15 protein-coding genes are annotated in these 16,013 nt (G+C 72.2%); 13 read left to right on the top strand and 2 right to left on the bottom strand.

The features are described 5' to 3' along the window. The first annotated feature begins 35 nt into the window (after positions 1–35). Complete coding sequence (locus tag Sdi02f_RS20735; RefSeq protein WP_031082916.1) at positions 36–584, top strand: HIT family protein; 549 nt, start codon at positions 36–38, stop codon at positions 582–584. A 126-nt stretch (positions 585–710) separates the two neighbouring features. Here the strand turns inward: Sdi02f_RS20735 and Sdi02f_RS20730 are convergent, their stop codons facing one another. After that, positions 711–2,366, bottom strand: coding sequence for an AbeC-like domain-containing protein (locus tag Sdi02f_RS20730; protein WP_030399098.1), 1,656 nt, complete (start codon positions 2,364–2,366; stop codon positions 711–713). Positions 2,367–2,649: 283 nt separating this feature from the next. After that, the gene (locus tag Sdi02f_RS20725) at positions 2,650–4,851 is read right to left on the bottom strand and encodes an elongation factor G-like protein EF-G2 (RefSeq protein WP_108933816.1); all 2,202 of its coding nucleotides are present in this window, start codon (positions 4,849–4,851) and stop codon (positions 2,650–2,652) included. A 215-nt stretch (positions 4,852–5,066) separates the two neighbouring features. Between Sdi02f_RS20725 and pgsA the strand changes: the two genes are divergently transcribed. From pgsA to secD, 12 genes are all read left to right on the top strand, one after another. Next, positions 5,067–5,792: a phosphatidylinositol phosphate synthase gene (gene pgsA / locus Sdi02f_RS20720; protein ID WP_030399096.1), complete on the top strand. Its 726-nt coding sequence runs from the start codon at positions 5,067–5,069 to the stop codon at positions 5,790–5,792. Beyond that, entirely contained in the window at positions 5,789–6,718 is a 930-nt protein-coding gene (locus Sdi02f_RS20715; protein ID WP_031184875.1) for a phosphatidylinositol mannoside acyltransferase, read from the top strand. Before pgsA ends, Sdi02f_RS20715 begins: the two co-directional genes overlap by 4 nt. Further along, a complete protein-coding gene (locus Sdi02f_RS20710; protein ID WP_108933815.1) occupies positions 6,715–7,878 on the top strand; it encodes a glycosyltransferase family 4 protein in 1,164 nt (387 codons plus the stop codon). Before Sdi02f_RS20715 ends, Sdi02f_RS20710 begins: the two co-directional genes overlap by 4 nt. Positions 7,879–7,981: 103 nt before the next feature. Then, positions 7,982–8,524: a LemA family protein gene (locus Sdi02f_RS20705; RefSeq protein WP_030399093.1), complete on the top strand. Its 543-nt coding sequence runs from the start codon at positions 7,982–7,984 to the stop codon at positions 8,522–8,524. A 110-nt stretch (positions 8,525–8,634) separates the two neighbouring features. Beyond that, on the top strand, positions 8,635–9,546 hold the full coding sequence (pdxS, locus tag Sdi02f_RS20700) for a pyridoxal 5'-phosphate synthase lyase subunit PdxS (protein WP_030399092.1): 912 nt from the start codon (positions 8,635–8,637) through the stop codon (positions 9,544–9,546). 11 nt (positions 9,547–9,557) lie between these two features. Then, positions 9,558–10,166 (top strand): pyridoxal 5'-phosphate synthase glutaminase subunit PdxT, encoded by a 609-nt coding sequence (gene pdxT, locus Sdi02f_RS20695; protein WP_030399091.1) that lies wholly within the window; start codon positions 9,558–9,560, stop codon positions 10,164–10,166. Between the two features lie 50 nt (positions 10,167–10,216). Further along, positions 10,217–10,969 carry a YebC/PmpR family DNA-binding transcriptional regulator gene (locus Sdi02f_RS20690; protein WP_030399090.1) on the top strand — a complete coding sequence of 251 codons (753 nt, stop codon included), beginning with the start codon at positions 10,217–10,219 and terminating at the stop codon, positions 10,967–10,969. Between the two features lie 110 nt (positions 10,970–11,079). Further along, entirely contained in the window at positions 11,080–11,646 is a 567-nt protein-coding gene (ruvC, locus tag Sdi02f_RS20685; protein ID WP_030399089.1) for a crossover junction endodeoxyribonuclease RuvC, read from the top strand. Then, positions 11,643–12,248, top strand: a complete 606-nt coding sequence (ruvA, locus tag Sdi02f_RS20680; RefSeq protein ID WP_108933814.1) for a Holliday junction branch migration protein RuvA — start codon at positions 11,643–11,645, stop codon at positions 12,246–12,248. The genes ruvC and ruvA overlap by 4 nt, the downstream gene beginning before the upstream one ends. A 47-nt stretch (positions 12,249–12,295) precedes the next feature. Next, entirely contained in the window at positions 12,296–13,369 is a 1,074-nt protein-coding gene (gene ruvB, locus Sdi02f_RS20675; protein WP_030399087.1) for a Holliday junction branch migration DNA helicase RuvB, read from the top strand. Positions 13,370–13,544: 175 nt separating this feature from the next. After that, the gene (gene yajC, locus Sdi02f_RS20670) at positions 13,545–14,057 is read left to right on the top strand and encodes a preprotein translocase subunit YajC (protein ID WP_030399086.1); all 513 of its coding nucleotides are present in this window, start codon (positions 13,545–13,547) and stop codon (positions 14,055–14,057) included. Between the two features lie 135 nt (positions 14,058–14,192). Beyond that, positions 14,193–16,013: a protein translocase subunit SecD gene (gene secD, locus Sdi02f_RS20665; RefSeq protein WP_167458217.1), complete on the top strand. Its 1,821-nt coding sequence runs from the start codon at positions 14,193–14,195 to the stop codon at positions 16,011–16,013.

Raw genomic sequence — 16,013 nt, 5'->3', positions numbered from 1 at the left:
CTCGTCCGCCACGCACGACGCCATATGCTGCACGCATGACGAGTGAGCCGGAACAGCAGCTGGGAGTGGGGACGCCGGACGCGTTCCAGCGTCTGTGGACGCCCCACCGGATGGCCTACATCCAGGGTGAGAACAAGCCGAGCGGCCCCGGTGCCGACGACGGCTGCCCCTTCTGCTCGATTCCGGCCAAGTCCGACGAGGACGGCCTGATCGTCCGGCGCGGCGAGCACGTGTACGCGGTGCTCAACCTCTACCCGTACAACGGCGGCCACCTGATGACCGTGCCGTACCGCCATGTCGCCGACTACACCGAGCTGAACGCCGTGGAGACCGCCGAGCTGGCCGAGCTGACCAAGCAGGCGATGACGGCTCTGCGCACGGCGTCCGGGGCCCAGGGGTTCAACCTGGGGATGAACCAGGGCGCGGTGGCGGGCGCGGGCATCGCCGCTCACCTGCACCAGCACGTGGTGCCGCGCTGGGGCGGCGACACGAACTTCATGCCGGCGATCGGCCACACGAAGGTGCTGCCCCAGCTCCTGGGCGACACCCGCAAGATGCTCGCCGAGGCCTGGCCGACGGCCTGACCGTCCAGCCCGTCCGGCGTCCGAGTCCGGCGTCCGAGGACGAGGCGGCCGTCCAGACCGAAGCGGGGGCCGGGGCGGCAGCACCCAGGGGACGCCCACCCCACACCCCCGCCGAGCGCCGGAGGCCTACGCGTCGTAGACGTCGGCCTTCTTCGGTACCGCCTCCTGCACCGCCCCGCTCAGGCCACCCGCGCGGGCGCCGAACTTCTCCGTGTCCACGCCGTTCTCCTGCAGCACCTTGATCGCCGCCGAGTGCACCGCCCGCAGCACCGGGGTGGCCGCGCGCAGGGCGTCGTCGGCCATGAAACGGTGCCGCCACGGCCGGTCCGCCCAGGCGTGCCGCACGCCGAAGGGCTCGGGCAGGGTGAGCTTGCCGCCCAGCCAGTACAGCAGCGGGGGATACCAGGTCAGCGGGGCCCGCGCGGCCAGCCGTACCACCTCGTCGGTGTCGACCAGCGGGAGCTTCACCGTGCGGGTCTCCCAGAACTTGACCGACTTCTGGACCGTCTTCTCCTTGGCCGCGGGCTTGCTGGTGAACAGGGAGTGCACCGGTCCCAGGGCGTGCCCGGTGACCTCGATGCGCAGCGTTTCGTGCAGCACGGTCACCGTGATCAGCATCGAGATGACCAGCTGGCCGTCCCACAGGGTCCACTGCACGCCGAGGTAGTGCCGGTCGCCCGCGCCGAACTGCTGCTTGTCGCAGATCTCCTGTATGGCGTGCTGCTTGACCTGGTACGCCTCGACGTCCGTGCCCTCGGGCCGGGACACCGCGTCGGCGTTCTCGCCGATCGGGGTCACGATCCAGTGCCGCACGGTCGGCTTGGGGAAGCCGCCGGTGTGCAGCGGACCGCGCTCCAGCATGCGCAGCCGGTCGTGGATGGCCTTGATGACGTCCCAGCTCCGGAACGGGTTGATCTCCCGGTCGGGGTCGGCGGGGACCAGTTCCTCGGCGAGCTGCCAGTTGCCCCAGCGGGTGCCCATGCCGAGGATGCCCTTGGGACCGGCGTAGAAGACGGAGTTGGACTGCTGCTCGGCGCTGAGCCGGGCCAGCGACTGGCGCAGCTCCTCGGCGGCGGTCTCGCCGGGGCTGCTCGGCACGGCCTCGGGCACCTTGGCGCCCACGCCGGCACCGGACAGGAGGCCGCTCCAGCGGTCCCGGAGGTCACGTGCCGTGCGCTCGCAGATCCGCTTGGCCCAGAACCAGCCGATCACCGGGGCGACGACGCAGGCGCGCGCGTACCAGGCCCAGAAGCCGCTGAAGGGCATCTTGAGCAGGAAGAGCACGGCGAGGACGGCCATCGCGAGGAGCAGCGCGGTGGCGAGGGCGCCGGCCCGCTTGTCCTCGCGCCGGGCGACGGTGGTGCGGATCTGGAAGACCAGGAGCCAGATGAGCAACCCGGGCAGGAACAGCAGCCCGCACAGCACCATGACGGCGGTGAGCCAGTTGTCCCGGTCCCGGCGTATGCGGTGGGCGGCGAGGCTGTGCTCGACGACGACCTGGGGCTGGGTGCCGAAGGACTGGATGAGCGGGGCCCGCTTGGGGCCCAGCATCCGGTCGATGATCGCCCGGGAGTACGCCTCGCCGAGATTGGGCCGGAAGAGCTTGATCCGCGGTTTGCTCACGGACGACTTGTGCCACTCGCTGTTGGCCTTGAGTATGTCGTCGGCCTCGGTGTCCCGGTAGGCGGCCGAGGCCAGCGCGAAGGTGGCCGTCTGGCCGCCGTCGTCCGTGCGCGGCACCTGCGGCCCGAAGAAGTCCGCGTAACCGCCGTCAACGGTCATTACCGCCCCCGATCGCCACCACTGTTGCTCCTGCGGCCTTCCCGACTTCCCTGCCCCGCACACCTGTTGATCTGGTCATCAGCGTATCCGCCGCCGCCGTCGCGCGTCACGGGACGCCCAAACGCGCCCCCACGCGCGCGGGTTGACGGCCCGGTGCGCCGTCGTACGCCGGGGCAGGCCCCCTTCGGGGCGGGGGTGGGGGCCGGGGAGCGGGACCCGGTGCGGCGAACTGCACCGGGCCTCCGGACCCCGCACCGGAACCGCCCCGGGTCGCCCGGCCCTGCTAGGACGCCGCCGCCCCCACCTCCTCGCGCAGCCGGTCCGCGACCTGGGCCGGCATCGGTTCGTGCCGGGCGTAGCGGCGGTCGAAGCGGGCGGTGCCGTGGGAGAGGGAGCGCAGGTCGACGGCGTAGCGGCCGATCTCGATCTCGGGCACCTCGGCCCTGATCAGGGTCCGGCCGCCGCTGGTCTGCTCGGTGCCGAGCACCTTGCCGCGCCGTCCGGACAGGTCGCTCATCACGGCGCCCACGTAGTCGTCGCCGACCAGGACGCTCACCTCGGCGACCGGCTCCAGCAGGTTGATCCGCGCCTCGGCCGCGGCCTCCCTGAGCGCCAGCGCGCCGGCCGTCTGGAAGGCGGCGTCGGAGGAGTCGACCGAGTGCGCCTTGCCGTCCAGCAGCGTGATCCGCACGTCGATCAGCGGGTGGCCCGCGGCGACGCCCTTGGCGGCCTGTGCGCGCACGCCCTTCTCGACGGACGGGATGAACTGCCGGGGCACGGCCCCGCCGACGACCTTGTCCACGAACTCGATGCCCGAGCCGCCCGGCAGCGGCTCCACCTCGATCTCGCAGATGGCGTACTGTCCGTGCCCGCCGGACTGCTTGACGTGCCGGCCGCGTCCGGCCGCCCGGCCGGCGAACGTCTCGCGCAGGGGCACCCGGTGGGGCACGACGTCGACCTGGACGCCGTAGCGGCCGCGCAGCCGTTCCAGCGCCACGTCGGCGTGCGCCTCACCCAGGCACCACAGGACCACCTGGTGGGTGTCCTGGTTGTGCTCCAGGCGCATCGTCGGGTCCTCGGCGACCAGCCGGGCCAGCCCCTGGGAGAGCTTGTCCTCGTCGGGTTTGCTGTGCGCCTCGATGGCGAGCGGCAGCAGCGGGTCGGGCATCTCCCAGGGAGCCATCAGCAGCGGGTCGTCCTTGGCCGAGAGCGTGTCCCCGGTCTCCGCGCGGCTCAGCCTGGCCACGCAGGCGAGGTCGCCCGCGATCACGTGCGTGACCGGCCGCTGCTGCTTGCCGAACGGCGTCGACAGGGCGCCGATCCGCTCGTCGACGTCGTGGTCCTCGTGCCCGCGGTCGGTCATGCCGTGCCCGGACACGTGCACCGTCTGGTCGGCGCGCAGGGTGCCGGAGAAGACGCGGACCATGGAGATCCGGCCGACGTACGGGTCCGAGGAGGTCTTGACGACCTCCGCGACCAGCGACTCCCCGGGATCGCACATCCGCAGCTCGCGCCCGGCGCCCTCAGGGGTGGTGACCCGGGGCGCCGCGCGTTCCAGGGGGGTCGGGAACCCGCGCGTGATCAGGTCCAGCAGTTCGACCGTGCCCAGCCCCTGCCGGGCGCCCTCGGCGGCCGGTGCGGCGGCCAGGACGGGGAAGAAGACCCCGCGCGCCACGGCCCGCTCCAGGTCCTCGACGAGCGTCTTGACGTCGACCTGCTCGCCGCCGAGATAGCGCTCCATCAGGGTCTCGTCCTCGCTCTCCGAGATGATCCCCTCGATGAGCAGGGAGCGGGCCTCGTCGAGCTGCGGCAGGTCCGCCTCGCCCGGTTCCGACACCACGCGCTCGCCGGACGCGTAGTCGACGAGCTTGCGGGAGAGCAGCCCCACGAGCCCCGTCACGGGCGCGTGTCCGTCGGGGGCGGGCGGACCGTGCAGCGGGAGGTACAGCGGCAGTACGGCGTCGGGGTCGTCGCCGCCGAAGGCCTCCGCGCAGATCCGTGTCATCTCCTCGAAGTCGGCGCGGGCGGCCTCCAGGTGCGTGACCACGATGGCGCGCGGCATGCCGACGGCGGCGCACTCCTCCCAGACCATGCGGGTCGCGCCGTCCACGCCGTCGGAGGCCGAGACGACGAAGAGGGCCGCGTCCGCCGCGCGCAGACCGGCCCTCAGCTCACCGACGAAGTCGGCGTACCCGGGGGTGTCCAGCAGGTTGATCTTGATGCCGTCCCATTCGACCGGCACCAGGGAGAGCTGCACGGAGCGCTGCCGGCGGTGCTCCATGTCGTCGTAGTCCGAGACGCAGCCGCCGTCCTCCACGCGGCCCGCCCGGTTCACCGCCCCCGTCGTCAGCGCGAGAGCTTCCACCAGGGTCGTCTTGCCCGATCCGGAGTGGCCGACCAGCACCACGTTCCGTACGGACGCGGGATGGTCGGCCGCCGTTGCCCTTCCGGCGGCTCCGGGGTGGCTGTGTGCCTTGTCGCCCATGTCCTCTGCCTCCCGTGCACGGTGAGGTCGTTGTGGGCGCGGACACGCGGGACCGCGTGCTGCGGCGGCTCCGGCGACGCCCGCGGTCCTTCGAGCTTTCCACTCCCGTCACGCCGCGTCCATACGAAGGACCCGATCCCGCCGCCCCGGGCGCCCCGGGCGCCCCGGGGCGGCTCAGGGTGCCCGGCCACCGCCCACGCGCGCGCGTGACTACGATGGGCCAGCCGGTGGCCAGCAAGGGCCGCGGCGCCACACCGACCGTCGGGAAGGCCATGCTGAACAAGTACGCGCGTGCATTTTTTACGCGTGTCCTCACACCGTTCGCCGCGTTTCTCATCCGCCGGGGCGTCAGCCCGGACACGGTCACGCTCCTCGGCACCGCCGGTGTGGTCGCGGGCGCGCTGGTCTTCTACCCCAGGGGTGAGTTCTTCTGGGGCACGGTGGTGATCACGCTCTTCGTCTTCTCCGACCTGGTCGACGGCAACATGGCCCGCCAGCTCGGCCGCTCCAGCCGCTGGGGCGCGTTCCTGGACTCCACCCTCGACCGGGTCGCCGACGGCGCGATCTTCGGCGGTCTGGCGCTGTGGTACGCGGGGTCGGGCGACGACAACGTCCTGTGCGCGGTGGCGATCTTCTGCCTGGCCAGCGGCCAGGTGGTGTCGTACACCAAGGCGCGCGGCGAGGCGATCGGGCTGCCGGTGGCCGTCAACGGGCTGGTCGAGCGCGCCGAGCGCCTCGTCATCTCGCTGGTCGCCGCCGGATTCGCCGGGCTGCACAAGTTCGGTGTGCCCGGCATCCAGTACCTGCTGCCGATCGCCCTGTGGATCGTCGCCGTCGGCAGCCTCGTCACACTGGTCCAGCGCGTCGTCACGGTCCGCCGGGAGGCCGCCGAGGCGGACGAGGCCGCGCAGGAGAGCCAGGGCACCGAGGCGGCCAAGTGAGCGCTCGGGACCGGCTGGCCGACGGTCTGTACGGCGCCGGCTGGAGCACCGTGAAGAAGCTCCCCGAGCCCGCCGCCGTGCGCCTCGGCCGGACCGTCGCCGACGTCGCCTGGAAGCGGCGCGGGGCGGGGGTGCGGCGCCTGGAGAGCAACTACGCGCGCGTGGTGCCCGGCGCGAGTCCCGAGCGGCTGGCGGCGCTCTCGCGCGCGGGCATGCGTTCGTACCTGCGCTACTGGATGGAGTCCTTCCGGCTCCCGGCGTGGAGCAGGGAGCGCATCGAGGGCGGCTTCGCCCCCGAGGACCTGCACCACCTCACCGACGGCATGGCCGCCGGCAAGGGCGTGATACTCGCCCTGCCGCACCTGGCCAACTGGGACCTCGCGGGCGCCTGGGTCACCACGAAGCTCGGCATCCCGTTCACCACGGTCGCCGAGCGCCTCAAGCCGGAGACGCTGTACGACCGCTTCGTCGCCTACCGCGAGGGCCTCGGCATGGAGGTCCTGCCGCACAGCGGCGGCAGCGCCTTCGGCACGCTGGCCCGGCGGCTGCGCGACGGCGGCCTGGTCTGCCTCGTCGCCGACCGCGACCTCTCCGCCTCCGGCGTGGAGGTCGACTTCTTCGGGGAGACGGCCCGGATGCCGGCCGGCCCCGCCCTGCTCGCCCAGCAGACGGGGGCGCTGCTGCTGCCGGTGACGCTCTGGTACGACGACTCGCCGGTGATGCGGGGCCGCGTCCACCCGCCCGTCGAGGTGCCCGGGACGGGCACCCGGGCCGAGAAGACGTCCGTCATGACACAGGCGCTGGCCGACGCCTTCGCCACGGGCATCGCCGACCACCCGGAGGACTGGCACATGCTGCAGCGCCTGTGGCTGAAGGACCTCGACCCCGCCAAGGCGCCGGGGGCCGGCGGGCGGGGCGCCCGGTGAGGATCGGCATCGTCTGCCCGTACTCCTGGGACGTGCCGGGCGGCGTCCAGTTCCACATCCGGGACCTCGCCGAGTACTTCGTCCGGCTCGGTCACGAGGTGTCCGTCCTCGCCCCCGCCGACGACGACACGCCGCTGCCGCCGTACGTCGTCTCCGCGGGCCGCGCGGTGCCGGTGCCGTACAACGGCTCGGTGGCCCGGCTGAACTTCGGCTTCCTGTCGGCGGCGCGGGTGCGGCGCTGGCTGCACGAGGGCGCCTTCGACGTCATCCACATCCACGAACCGACCTCGCCGTCGCTGGGCCTGCTCACCTGCTGGGCGGCGCAGGGGCCGATCGTGGCGACCTTCCACACCTCCAACCCGCGCTCCCGCGCGATGATCGCCGCGTACGCGATCCTCCAGGCCGCCCTGGAGAAGATCAGCGCGCGGATCGCCGTGAGCGAGTACGCCCGCCGCACGCTCGTCGAGCACCTGGGCGGCGACGCGGTCGTCATCCCCAACGGCGTCGACGTCGACTTCTTCGCCCGCGCCGAGCCCAGGCCCGAGTGGCAGGGCGACACGATCGGCTTCATAGGGCGCATCGACGAACCCCGCAAGGGCCTGCCGGTCCTCATGCGGGCCCTGCCGAAGATCCTCGCCGCCCGCCCGCGGACCCGGCTCCTGGTCGCGGGCCGCGGAGACGAGGAGGAGGCGGTCGAGAGCCTGCCCAGGGAACTGCGCTCCCGCGTGGAGTTCCTCGGCATGATCAGCGACGAGGACAAGGCCCGCTTCCTGCGCAGCGTCGACCTGTACGTGGCGCCCAACACCGGAGGCGAGAGCTTCGGCATCATCCTCGTCGAGGCCATGTCGGCGGGCGCCCCCGTCCTCGCCTCCGACCTGGACGCCTTCGCCCAGGTCCTCGACCAGGGCGCGGCCGGCGAGCTCTTCCCCAACGAGGACGCCGACGCCCTGGCCGGGGCGGCCGTACGCCTGCTGGCCGACCCGGAGCGCCGCGCCGTCCTGCGGGAGCGGGGCAGCGCGCACGTACGGCGCTTCGACTGGTCCACGGTCGGCGCCGACATCCTGTCCGTCTACGAGACGGTCACGGCGGGAGCGGCGGCGGTGGCGACGGACGACCGCGCGACGGGCCTGCGGGCCCGCTTCGGCCTGACGAGGGACTGACCGGCCGGACGCACGCCCACGCACACGTGCCGGAGGCCACCGCCGGCCGCGTGCCCCACCGGGCGCGTCCCGTCCGCGCGGCCCACCGATAGGGTTGCGGCCCGTGACCGCAACCCTCATCTGGATCCTGGTCGTCCTCGTCGCCGTCGGCCTGTACCTGAGCTGGACCGCGGGCCGCCTGGACCGGCTGCACGCCCGGATCGACGCCGCCCGCGCCGCCCTGGACGCGCAGTTGCTGCGCAGGGCGTCCGTGGCCCAGGAACTCGCCACCGCCGGCGTGCTGGACCCGGCGGCCTCCATGGTGCTGTACGAGGCCGCGCACGCCGCCCGGCAGGCCGAGGAGGAGCAGCGGGAGGTCGCGGAGAGCGAGCTGAGCCAGGCGCTGCGCGCCGTGTTCGCCGACGCCCACCAGGTGGACGCGCTGCGCGAGGCGCCCGGGGGAGAGGCGGCGGCCCGCGAACTGGCCGAGGCGGTACGGCGGGTGCCGATGGCCCGGCGCTTCCACAACGACGCGGTGGGCGCCGCCCGCAGACTGCGCGAGCACCGCAAGGTCCGCTGGTTTCGTCTGGCCGGACACGCGCCGTTCCCGCTGGCCTTCGAGATGGACGACGAGTCACCGGCCGCCCTGGTGGAGCGGGCCGCGTAGCGCGGCGGCGTCGAAAACGATCCACCGCCTTCCCATTGGCCCTTGCTGTGGCCTGCTCGCCTCGCGTTTCCTCGGTCCGGCAGAGACTCCTTCCCCTCAGCGAGGTACCCGTGTCCAGCACGCTCCCCGAAAACCAGGCACCCGAGACCGGCACCGCGCGCGTGAAGCGCGGCATGGCCGAGCAGCTCAAGGGCGGCGTCATCATGGACGTCGTCACGCCGGAGCAGGCGAAGATCGCCGAGGACGCGGGCGCCGTGGCCGTCATGGCCCTGGAGCGCGTCCCGGCCGACATCCGCAAGGACGGCGGCGTGGCCCGGATGTCCGACCCGGACATGATCGAGGGCATCATCGGCGCCGTCTCCATCCCCGTGATGGCCAAGTCCCGCATCGGCCACTTCGTGGAGGCCCAGGTCCTGCAGTCCCTCGGCGTCGACTACATCGACGAGTCCGAGGTCCTCACCCCGGCCGACGAGGTCAACCACAGCGACAAGTTCGCCTTCACCACCCCCTTCGTGTGCGGCGCCACCAACCTCGGCGAGGCCCTGCGCCGCATCGCCGAGGGCGCCGCGATGATCCGCTCCAAGGGCGAGGCCGGTACGGGCAACGTCGTGGAGGCGGTGCGCCACCTGCGCCAGATCAAGGGCGAGATCGCGAAGCTGCGCGGCTGCGACAACAACGAGCTGTACGCCGCCGCCAAGGAACTGCGCGCCCCGTACGAGCTGGTCAAGGAGGTCAGCGAGCTGGGCAGGCTCCCGGTGGTGCTGTTCTCCGCGGGCGGCGTGGCCACCCCGGCGGACGCCGCGCTGATGCGCCAGCTCGGCGCCGAGGGCGTCTTCGTCGGCTCGGGCATCTTCAAGTCCGGCGACCCGGCCAAGCGCGCCGCCGCCATCGTGAAGGCGACCACCTTCTACGACGACCCGAAGATCATCGCGGACGCGTCCCGCAACCTCGGCGAGGCCATGGTCGGCATCAACTGCGACACCCTCCCCGAGACCGAGCGCTACGCCAACCGCGGCTGGTAAGGCACCCACCCATGAGTGACACCCCCGTCATCGGCGTCCTGGCCCTCCAGGGCGACGTACGGGAGCACCTCGTCGCCCTGGCCGTGGCCGACGCCGTGGCCAGGCCGGTGAGGCGCCCCGAGGAACTCGCCGAGGTGGACGGCCTGGTCGTCCCCGGCGGCGAGTCCACCACCATCTCCAAGCTCGCCGTCCTCTTCGGCGTCATGGAACCCCTCCGCGCGCGCGTGCGGGACGGCATGCCCGTCTACGGCACCTGCGCGGGCATGATCATGCTGGCGGACAAGATCCTCGACCCGCGCTCCGGGCAGGAGACGATCGGCGGCATCGACATGATCGTGCGCCGCAACGCCTTCGGGCGGCAGAACGAGTCCTTCGAGGCCGCCGTCGACGTCAGGGGCGTCGAGGGCGGTCCCGTGGAGGGCGTCTTCATCCGCGCCCCCTGGGTCGAGTCCGTGGGCGCCGCCGTCGAGGTGCTCGCCGAGCACGACGGCCACGTCGTCGCCGTCCGCCAGGGCAACGCGCTGGCCACCTCGTTCCACCCGGAGCTGACGGGCGACCACCGCGTGCACCGCCTCTTCGCCGACATGGTGCGCGCGAACGGGGCGGCCCGGTCCTTGTAGGATTCCTGCGTTCAGTTGCAGAAGATGGGTTACGCGAAGGAGACAGGCAGATGTCCGGCCACTCTAAATGGGCTACGACGAAGCACAAGAAGGCCGTGATCGACGCCAAGCGCGGCAAGCTCTTCGCGAAGCTGATCAAGAACATCGAGGTCGCGGCCCGCATGGGTGGTGCCGACATCGACGGCAACCCGACTCTTTACGACGCCATTCAGAAGGCGAAGAAGCAGTCGGTGCCGAACAAGAACATCGACTCCGCGGTCAAGCGCGGCGCCGGCCTGGAGGCCGGTGGCGCCGACTACGAGACGATCATGTACGAGGGCTACGGCCCCAACGGCGTCGCGGTGCTCATCGAGTGCCTCACCGACAACCGCAACCGCGCCGCCTCCGACGTCCGCGTCGCCATGACCCGCAACGGCGGCTCCATGGCCGACCCCGGCTCGGTGTCGTACCTGTTCAACCGCAAGGGCGTCGTGATCGTGCCCAAGGGCGACCTGGGCGAGGACGACGTCCTCGGCGCCGTCCTGGACGCGGGCGCGGAGGAGGTCAACGACCTCGGCGAGTCCTTCGAGGTGCTCAGCGAGGCCACCGACCTGGTCGCGGTCCGCACCGCCCTCCAGGAGGCCGGCATCGACTACGAGTCCGCCGACGCCAACTTCGTCCCCACCATGCAGATCGAGCTGGACGAGGAGGGCGCGCGGAAGATCTTCCGGCTCATCGACGCGCTGGAGGACAGCGACGACGTGCAGAACGTCTTCGCCAACTTCGACGTGAGCGACGAGATCATGGAGAAGGTCGACGCGTAACGCGTCCCGTGCGCAGCGGGCCGACGGGGACACCACCCGTCGGCCCGTCGCTTTGTCGGTGGCACCCGATAGCCTGCACAAACAGGTGATCGACGAGAGGGGCCGGGCGCGTGCGCGTACTGGGGGTGGACCCGGGGCTGACCCGGTGCGGGGTCGGCGTCGTGGAGGGCGTCGCGGGCCGGCCGCTCACCATGGCCGGCGTCGGTGTCGTGCGCACGCCCGCGGACGCCGACCTCGGCCGCCGCCTCGTCGCCGTCGAGCAGGGCATCGAGCGGTGGCTGGACGAGCACCGGCCGGAGTTCGTCGCCGTGGAGCGCGTCTTCAGCCAGCACAACGTCCGCACCGTGATGGGCACCGCCCAGGCCAGCGCCGTCGCGATCCTGTGCGCCTCCCGCCGCGGCATCCCGGTCGCCCTGCACACGCCCAGCGAGGTCAAGGCCGCCGTCACCGGCAGCGGACGCGCCGACAAGGCGCAGGTCGGCGCCATGGTGACGCGTCTGCTGCGGCTCGACGCACCGCCCAGGCCCGCCGACGCCGCCGACGCCCTCGCGCTCGCCATCTGCCACATCTGGCGCGCCCCCGCGCACCACCGCCTCCAGCAGGCCGTGGCCCGGCACACCTCCCGGGGCGCGCGCCGCCCGCAGACTCCCGACCCGTCGAAAGGCCGCCCCGCATGATCGCCTTCGTCAGCGGCACCGTCGCCGCCCTCGCCCCCGACGCCGCGGTGGTGGAGGTCGGCGGCGTCGGCATGGCCGTCCAGTGCACGCCGAACACGCTCTCCACCCTGCGCCTCGGCAAGCCCGCCCGGCTGGCCACCTCCCTCGTCGTGCGCGAGGACTCGCTCACGCTTTACGGCTTCGCCGACGACGACGAGCGCCAGGTCTTCGAACTGCTCCAGACCGCCAGCGGCGTCGGCCCCCGCCTCGCCCAGGCCATGCTCGCCGTGCACCAGCCCGACGCCCTGCGCAGGGCCGTCTCCACCGGTGACGAGAAGGCGCTCACCGCCGTCCCCGGCATCGGCAAGAAGGGCGCGCAGAAGCTGCTCCTGGAACTGAAGGACCGGCTCGGCGAACCGATCGGCGCCCCCGCCGTCGGCGCCCCGGTCAGCACCGGCTGGCGGGACCAGCTGCACGCCGCCCTGATCGGCCTCGGGTACGCCACCCGCGAGGCCGACGAGGCCGTCACCGCCGTGACGCCGCAGGCCGAGGCCGCCGGGGGCACCCTGCAGGTCGGCGCACTGCTCAAGGCCGCCCTGCAGACGCTGAACCGCGCCCGCTGACCACGCCCGCCACCACCGACCCGGTGCGCCACGGCAAGGAGAACGAAGTGAACTGGGACGACACGACCGACGCGGAAGCCGCCGCCGAGCGGCTGGTGGGTGCCGTCGCCGACGGCGAGGACCAGGCCGTGGAGGCCGCCCTGCGCCCCAAGGACCTGGGCGAGTTCATCGGCCAGGAGAAGGTCCGCGAGCAGCTCGACCTGGTGCTGCGTGCCGCACGCGCGCGGGGGGCCACCGCCGACCACGTGCTCCTCTCCGGCGCCCCCGGCCTCGGCAAGACCACGCTGTCGATGATCATCGCGGCCGAGATGGAAGCCCCCATCCGCATCACCTCGGGCCCCGCCATCCAGCACGCGGGCGACCTCGCGGCGATCCTCTCCTCGCTCCAGGAGGGCGAGGTCCTCTTCCTCGACGAGATCCACCGCATGTCGCGGCCCGCCGAGGAGATGCTCTACATGGCGATGGAGGACTTCCGCGTCGACGTCGTCGTCGGCAAGGGCCCCGGCGCCACCGCCATCCCCCTGGAGCTGCCCCCCTTCACCCTGGTCGGCGCCACCACGCGCGCGGGGCTGCTGCCGCCCCCCTTGCGCGACCGCTTCGGCTTCACCGCCCACATGGAGTTCTACGGCCCGGCCGAGCTGGAGCGCGTGATCCACCGCTCCGCCGGCCTGCTCGACGTCGGGATCGACACCACCGGCGCCGCCGAGATCGCCGGCCGCTCCCGCGGCACCCCCCGCATCGCCAACCGCCTGCTGCGCCGGGTCCGCGACTACGCCCAGGTCAAGGCCGACGGCAGGATCACCCAGGAGATCGCCGCCGCCGCCCTCGCGGTCTACGAGGTCGACGCCCGGGGTCTGGACCGGCTCGACCGGGGAGTGCTGGAGGCCCTCCTCAAGCTGTTCGGCGGCGGACCGGTCGGCCTGTCCACGCTCGCCGTAGCCGTGGGGGAGGAGCGTGAGACAGTGGAAGAGGTCGCCGAACCCTTCCTCGTACGGGAGGGTCTGCTCGCCCGCACCCCACGCGGGCGGGTGGCCACTCCGGCCGCGTGGGCGCACCTCGGACTCACCCCGCCGCGTCCGCAGAGTTCAGGAAACGGACAACCGGACTTGTTCGGGGCGTGACGACCCGCTCACGCGGGGCACATTCGCCGGAGCAGGAACCCCGGTGCCATGCTGGGCGTTGTTCCATGCGCGCGGACTCGCCTAGACTCCGCCGATGCCGCCCTTGCCGGTGGCGTACACACCCCCAACCATCAGGCCGCTCCCCAGCGCGGTCGTGTGAAGGAAGTACCGACCCGTGAGTCTCGTGACCCTCCTCCCGTTCATCGTGCTCATCGGGGCCATGTTCCTGATGACCCGGTCGGCGAAGAAGAAGCAGCAGCAGGCCGCCAACATGCGGAACGAGATGCAGCCCGGAACCGGTGTCCGCACCATCGGGGGCATGTACGCCACGGTCAAGGAGGTCAACGAGGACACGGTCCTCCTCGACGCCGGCCCGGGTGTGGAACTGCTCTTCGCCAAGAACGCGATCGGTGCCGTCCTCTCCGACGACGAGTACAACCGCATCGTCCACGGCATCGAGCACGACCTGAAGTCCGACATGGACGTCGTCCCCGACGACGCCTCCTCCCTCACCGAGACCGACGCCCCCGCCGACGCCGCCTCCGACGACAAGTCCGTCGACCTCGGCAAGAAGGCCGCCGAGCCCGCCGACGAGACGACCGACGAGCCGGCGGCCGACGCCGCGCCCGCCGAGGCGCAGACCGACGAGAAGGCGAAGAAGTCCGACGGCGGTTCCGAGGCGAAGTAAGCCGTGCCCCGGGGTGCGCGGGACGGGTTCCCGCGCACCCCGCGCGATGCGCGGCTCGCACGGACCCGGACACCATGTGATGGCCGCCGGTGACGCCTTCTGGGCGCCAAGCGGCCCGAGAGGGAGTACACCAAGGTGGTAGCACCTAAAAAGGGAAAGAATGCGAGCGCTCAGAGCAAGCCCGGGCGCTCGCTGGCCCTGATCCTGATCGCCATCGTGGCGCTCACCGCAGGCATGTTCGCCTCCGGGCACAAGACTCCGCGTCTCGGCATCGACCTGGCGGGCGGCACGAGCATCACGCTCCGGGCCGTACCGGAGGCGGGCCAGGAGTCCGCGATCAACAAGACCAACATGGACACCGCGGTCGAGATCATGGAGCGCCGTGTCAACGGACTGGGTGTCTCCGAGGCCGAGGTCCAGACCCAGGGCGACCGGAACATCATCGTCAACATCCCCAAGGGGATGAACTCGAAGGAAGCCCGGCAGCAGGTCGGCACCACCGCCAAGCTGTACTTCCGTCCGGTCCTCGCCACCGAACTCTCCGGCGCCGACGCGACCGGCAGCCCCTCGCCGAGCGCGAGCGGCGGCGCCACGGACAAGGCGACCGACAAGGCGACCGACAAGGCCACGGACGGTGACAAGGCGACCGGCGGTGACAAGGCCACCGACGGCAGCACGCCGAGCAGCGGCACGCCGTCCGACCCGGCCTCGGCCAGCGCCACCACCCAGGGCCGCGCCGCGAGCGACGCCCTGAAGGCCGACCCCAGCCCGACCGCGAAGAGCTCCGACGGCGCCTCTCCGTCCCCGAGAGCCAGCGCCTCCGGCGACGACGCGACCGCCAAGCTGCAGCAGCAGTACGCGGCCCTGGACTGCACCGACGCCAACGCCCGTGCCGAGGCCGGCAAGGGCGCCAAGCCGGCCGACTCCACCGTGGCCTGCGGCCAGAACGCGCAGGGCCAGTGGCAGAAGTACATCCTCGGCCCCGCCGCGGTCGACGGCACCGAGGTCGACAAGGCCGACGCCGTCTACAACACGCAGACCGCCGCCGGCTGGACCGTGACGATGAAGTTCACGGACAAGGGCAGCAAGAAGTTCGCGGACATCACCGGCCAGCTGGCCCAGAAGCAGTCCCCGCAGAACCAGTTCGCCATCGTCCTGGACAACGAGGTCGTCTCCGACCCGTACGTCAGCCAGGAGCTGACCGGCGGCAACGCGGAGATCTCCGGCAGCTTCGACCAGGAGGAGGCCCAGGGCCTCGCCAACATGCTGTCCTACGGCGCGCTGCCGCTGACCTTCAAGGAGGACAGCGTCACCACCGTCACCGCCGCGCTCGGCGGTGAGCAGCTCCACGCCGGTCTGATCGCGGGCGCGATCGGCCTCGCCCTGGTCGTCCTCTACCTGCTGTTCTACTACCGCGGCCTGTCGTTCATCGCCGTCGCCTCGCTGGGCGTCTCCGCGGGCCTCACGTACGTGATCATGTCGCTGCTCGGCCCGACGATCGGCTTCGCGCTGAACCTGCCGGCCGTGTGCGGTGCCATCGTCGCCATCGGCATCACCGCGGACTCGTTCATCGTGTACTTCGAACGCGTCCGCGACGAGATCCGCGAGGGCCGCACGCTGCGTCCCGCCGTCGAGCGGGCCTGGCCGCGTGCCCGGCGCACCATCCTCGTCTCCGACTTCGTGTCCTTCCTCGCCGCGGCGGTGCTCTTCATCGTCACCGTCGGCAAGGTGCAGGGCTTCGCGTTCACGCTCGGTCTGACGACCCTGCTCGACGTGGTGGTGGTCTTCCTCTTCACCAAGCCGCTGCTGACGCTGATGGCCCGGCGGAAGTTCTTCGCCAGCGGTCACAAGTGGTCCGGCCTGGACCCGAAGGCCCTGGGTGCCAAGCCCCCGCTGCGCCGCACCCGCCGCCCCTCCCGTCCTGCCGCCGGCCCTGTCGACCCGAAGGAGGCGTGA

The sequence above is a fragment of the Streptomyces ardesiacus genome (assembly GCF_003112575.1).
Taxonomy (GTDB): domain Bacteria; phylum Actinomycetota; class Actinomycetes; order Streptomycetales; family Streptomycetaceae; genus Streptomyces; species Streptomyces ardesiacus.
Note: the sequence above shows the minus strand (reverse complement) of the source record. Positions and strands in the feature narration are given on the sequence as shown.